The following is a 1,774-nucleotide window of genomic DNA, read 5'->3' as shown; positions in this document are numbered from 1 at the left end:
CGGACCCTGTTGGCGAAGTCGGTGATCAGGTGGCGATCGCGGCGAAGCGCGAGACCCGGGTTCGGGCGAGTGCCCGCCCGGCAAACCAAGCGGCCAAGCGGTCGAGGTTGAGTGCCGCGGCCGTGGCAACGTGCTGCAGACCTGTCTTGGCCAAGCCGCGGTAGCGAGCTCGACGCAACCCGAAGGAGCGCACGGCTTGAGAAAGGGTCCCCTCAATTCCCTGACGCTGGGCATAGAGGCGCCGTCCTTCCTCCGTACTTTCTCGCGCTCTGATCCCGACCAGGACGTCATGTTCGCGCCGCGGCAGCATCGTGAGTACGCGCCCCTGGTACGGTGACACCGACCGGGTGCAACGGGTGCGCGAGGCGCAAGCCCGGCAGTCGGCGGCACGGAACTGCACGCGAATGGAACGGCGCTGATCGGAGGACCTGGAATGCTCGGACCAAGCAGAGCTCTCCTTGCCTTCGGGACAGCGGGCAATCTGCCTGCTCCAGTCCAGTGTAAAGTCGTTCGGACCAAAAGCGCCTTCCGTAAGGCTCTGCCATCCCAGCGCGCGTCGTGCTGGGCCGACCAGATCGATGCCGTGCTGCTCGTGCGCAGCGATGAACAACTCCGCGCTGACGTAGGCGGAGTCCACCAGGTGCTGGGAGGGAGGGAGTTCCTTGGCGACCAAGGCGGCGTGGATTGGCTCCGTGCGCGGTGCCTCGTGCACGTTGGCCGGCGTGGTGTCAGTGTGCACCACCAGATGGGGCGCACCGGCGTCACAGCTCTCCGTCAGGTGGACCATGTAGCCGCTCCAGCGCGTCCCAGCCTTGGTCCGGAACCGGGCATCGAGGTCGTAGGGCGATTCCACCCGGTCGCCAGGGCCGCGCCCCTGCACCGGCCGCAGCCGCACAGTGCCCGTCCCGTCCTCGTCCGATCCGGTCTCGTCGCGCTCGAAGTGCCGTGCCCACACGCGATGCAGCACGGCCACTGTGGGCAGCGTGGCGGCCTTGGACGGGGCTTTCGGACCCGTCAGCGCGTCGAGCAGCCGGTAACCGTCAGCGCCGACCTGGCAGGCGTAGGCCTCGCGCTTGGGACCTGCCTCGGGCAAGCGCATGTCCTCGATGCGCCGGCTGTAGCGCTGCTGCCACTCGGCGGGCGCCAGCGTGCGCAGCCAGACGGGCGCCGCCACGGCGATCGCATTCAGCGCCGCGCGCAGTGTTTCCGCCAGCAGCTCGAGCCTGTTGAGATCCCGCACCGCGGCGAGGACGTGTGTGCTGTCGGTCCGCTGCCGCCCACGCGCCTTGAGCAGCCCGCCCTCGCGCGCAGCGTCCAGCACGCGGGCTAGCAGGCGCTCCCCAGCTTCGCGGCGGAGCAGACGGGCCCGGAACTCACACAGCACGCTGTGATCGAAGCCGGCATCCGCCAGATCGAGCGCCAGCAGATACTTCCAATCGATCCGGCCACGGACCGCCTCGGCCGCCTGCCGGTCGCTCAGCCCTTCGCGGAACTGCATCAGCGTGACCAACGCCAGCCGCCACGGCGCGTAGGCCGGCTGGCCGAGAGCGGGGTAGAGGTCGGCGAAATCAGCATTGCCGAAGACCGCGCCGAGCCTGTCGCGCAGGAGCAGGTACGGGGTGCCCCGCGGGAACGAGGCCCGGGCTACATGCTCGGTTTGCTCGGGGACCGGTGGAACAGTGGCTTGCGGGCAGAGCGACATGGTGGCGACCTCCAGGTCTCCCCCACCCTACCCCACGCCGCACCCCCCATCCGACTTCGCCAACAGTGTCCG

The 1,774-nt window shown here is 69.3% G+C and carries 1 protein-coding gene; it reads right to left on the bottom strand.

What is annotated here, in order from left to right:
• Nucleotides 1-25 precede the first annotated feature (25 nt).
• A complete protein-coding gene (locus tag D9599_RS30505; protein ID WP_198385096.1) occupies nucleotides 26-1,702 on the bottom strand; it encodes an IS1182 family transposase in 1,677 nt (558 codons plus the stop codon).
• Nucleotides 1,703-1,774: the final 72 nt, after the last annotated feature.

It is taken from the genome of Roseomonas sp. KE2513 (assembly GCF_016107305.1).
In the GTDB taxonomy this organism is placed as follows: domain Bacteria; phylum Pseudomonadota; class Alphaproteobacteria; order Acetobacterales; family Acetobacteraceae; genus Roseomonas.
This window is presented reverse-complemented; position numbering and strand designations above follow the sequence as displayed.

Excerpts from the sequence above, each read along its gene's own strand:
- D9599_RS30505 (WP_198385096.1), bottom strand. The coding sequence starts at position 1,702 with ATGTCGCTCTGCCCGCAAGCCACTGTTCCACCGGTCCCCGAGCAAACC.